Origin of the sequence: Actinocrinis sp., from assembly GCF_035946395.1 — a bacterium.
GTDB lineage: Bacteria > Actinomycetota > Actinomycetes > Streptomycetales > Catenulisporaceae > Actinocrinis.
The window spans coordinates 1-2,899 of sequence record NZ_DASYZI010000380.1 but is presented as its reverse complement, the minus strand read 5'-3'; the positions used below and the strand labels follow the sequence as shown (position 1 = coordinate 2,899).

At 71.3% G+C, this 2,899-nt stretch carries 2 protein-coding genes; both read left to right on the top strand.

Annotated features, from left to right (window positions below):
* Window positions 1-1,853, top strand: a 1,853-nt coding sequence (locus tag VGS97_RS23670) for a tetratricopeptide repeat protein (protein ID WP_326855836.1), incomplete at its 5' end; no start/stop codon positions are given.
* 91 nt (window positions 1,854-1,944) lie between these two features.
* Complete coding sequence (locus VGS97_RS23665; RefSeq protein WP_326855835.1) at window positions 1,945-2,763, top strand: SAM-dependent methyltransferase; 819 nt, start codon at window positions 1,945-1,947, stop codon at window positions 2,761-2,763.
* The last annotated feature ends 136 nt before the right edge of the window (window positions 2,764-2,899 follow it).

Genomic DNA, 2,899 nt, shown 5'->3' with positions numbered 1-2,899 from the left:
TGGCCGTCCGGTTCGCGCACTCGGTCGCTCACCTCTACCCCGACGGCAACCTCTATGTCGACCTGCGCGGCTTCGACGTGAGCCAGCCGCCGCTGCCCGCGACGACGGCGCTGGGCCGCTTCCTGCGTGCGCTCGGCGCCGATCCCGGCCGCTTCGACGCCGACGCTGACGAGCTGGCCGGCGCCTATCGCAGCGTGCTGTCCAACCGTCGCATGCTGATCGTGCTGGACAACGCCGCGTCCGCGAGCCAGGTAAGGGCCCTGCTGCCGGGGACGGCGGGCTGCTTCGTCGTGGTCACCAGTCGCCGTCATCTGCGGGGGCTGGTCGCCCGGGACGGCGCGCGACGGATCACCCTCGGCACGCTCGACCGGCGGGCCGCGATCGATCTGCTGGTCCGGACCTGCGGCCTGGAAGCCGGACACGACGCCGAGCCACTCGGCGAGCTGGCCCAGCTGTGCGGCGGCCTGCCGCTGGCGCTGCGCATCGCGGCCGAGCGGGTCGAGGACCACGCCGCGCTCCTCGACCTGATCAAGGCCCTCGACAGCGGACAAGCCACGCTCGACCTGCTGGCCACCGACGACGCCGACACCGGCGTGCGCGCCGTGTTCTCCTGGACGTACCGGACCCTGGATCCGGCGGCCGCGCGCCTGTTCCGGCTGGTGAGCGTACATCCCGGCCGCGACTTCTCGCTCGCCGCGGCGGCCGCGCTCGCCGGACGGCCGATCGAGGCGACACGCCGGCTGATGGATCGGCTGGTGGACTGCCACCTGATCGAGCTGGCCGCGGGACCGGACCGGTTCCGCTTCCATGACCTGCTGCGCATCTACGCCACCGAGTTGTGCGTCGCGCAGGACGACGTCCTGGCGGCGGCTGCGCGGCTGGTCGCCTGGTACCTGGCCACCGCCGTCGAGGCCGACCTTCTGCTGTCCCCGCAGCGTTTCCGCGCTTCGCTGGACGCGAGCACGACCGCCGCCGAGCCCGGACTGGCAGACTACGACGACGCGGTGCGCTGGTGCGACGCCGAGTGCGACAACCTGGTCCCCGTCACGGCACTCGCGACCAGCGTCGGTGACGACGCGGCCGCGTGGCGCCTGGCCTGGGCCCTCGCCGGCTACTTCGACCTGCGCCGCTCCTGGGAGCAATGGCTCGGCACGCACCGGATCGGCCTGGACGCGGCGCGCCGCTGCGGCGACGAACACGGCGAGGCGGCGATCCTCACCAGCCTCGGCTCGGCCTACTACTATCCGCGTCGCTTCCACGAGGCGGACGAGTATTACCGGCGCGCGCAGCGGCTGTGGCGTGAGCTGGGCGAACGCCGCGGAGAAGCCGCGATCCTCAACGCGATGGGCAACCTGAGCCTGGAAACCCGTCACCTGGACGCCGCGGTGCTGCGCTACGACGAAGCGCTCGACGTGTATCGCGCCATCGGTGACCGGCGAGGCGAGGGCGTCGTCCTGAACAACCTGGCCGAGACCTACTGCGAAATGGGACGCTTCACCGACGTACTCGTGATCGCACCGACCGCGGTGGCGCTCAGCCGCGCCGCGGGCAACCAACGCGGCGAGGCGATGGCCCTGTGCCACCTGGGCCGCGCCGTCGCGGCGACCTCCACGTTCGCGCAGGCCTGGACGCACTTCCGGCAGGCCATCGAGGTCGGCGAGCGGTCCGCCGACCAGCACACTCAGGCGTGGGCGCTGGATTACCTCGGACGCGCGGCGCTGAGCCACGGCGATCCGGCCGAGGCGGCGCGCTGCTGGTACGCCTCGGCGGCCCTGTTCGACGAGATCCGGGACGTCTACCAGGCGGCCGAGTTGCGCGCGAGGCTGGCCGGGCTGGCCATGGCGCGGCTGTGACGATTCACAACACCGGGGTGCGCGGCGACGTACGTCGCGTATAGTGCCCTCGTGGTTGCGTAGAGCAAGTAGCGGACGGGAGGAGCGAGACGTGACGGATACGGCGAGGCCCGAGTGGGCTCCGACCACGATCGACCTCAACGTGCCGAGCGCGGCGCGCGTGTGGGACTACTTTCTTGGTGGATCGCACAACTTCGCGGTCGACCGGCGGGTCGCCGACGCCGCGATAGCGATGAAGCCGGACATGCCGGAGCTGGCCCGGTCGGTGCGGATCTTCCTGCGCCGGGCCGCCGAGGAGATCGCGCAGGCCGGCGTGAAACAGTTCCTTGACATCGGGTCCGGCATCCCGACCGTGGGCGCGGTGCACGAGGTGGCTCGCGCGGTGCACCGTGACGCGACGGTGGTCTACGTGGATCACGACCCTGTCGCAGTGGCGCACAGCCAGGCCATGCTGCGCGACGACCCGCACGCTTTCGCGGTACGCGGCGACCTGCGCGCGCCCAAGGACATCCTCACCGACGAGCAGGTGCGTGCCGTGCTCGACTTCGACCAGCCGATCGGGCTGCTGCTGTGCGGCGTGCTCCACTTCGTCCCCGACGAATACGACCCCCCGGACATCATCAGCACACTGCGCGGCGCGCTCGCGCCGGGCAGCTTCATGGCGGTCCAGCACGCCACCAACGACGCGCAACCGGCCGAGACCATCGCGATGCTGGAGATGTGGAACGCGAATTCGCCGGAGCCGATGTACTGGCGCTCCCGGCAGGAGATCAGCGGCATGTTCAACGGCTTCGACCTCATGCAGCCCGGTGTGGTGTTCCTGCCACTGTGGCGGCCGGGTCCGCGGGAGCACGACGAGCCGCACCCCGAGCGTTTCGCCTCGTACGCCGCGGTCGGCCGCAAGAGCTAGGGGGTGTTTGAGAAGTCGGGTCGGTTCAGGGCGCGGCGCATGGCGCGTGCGATCGCAAGGCGGAGGTTCGCCTCCAGACTGGTTGTCTGGGGGCGAACCGACAACGCGGCGAGCGTGCGTGACAGGCGCCGCGACC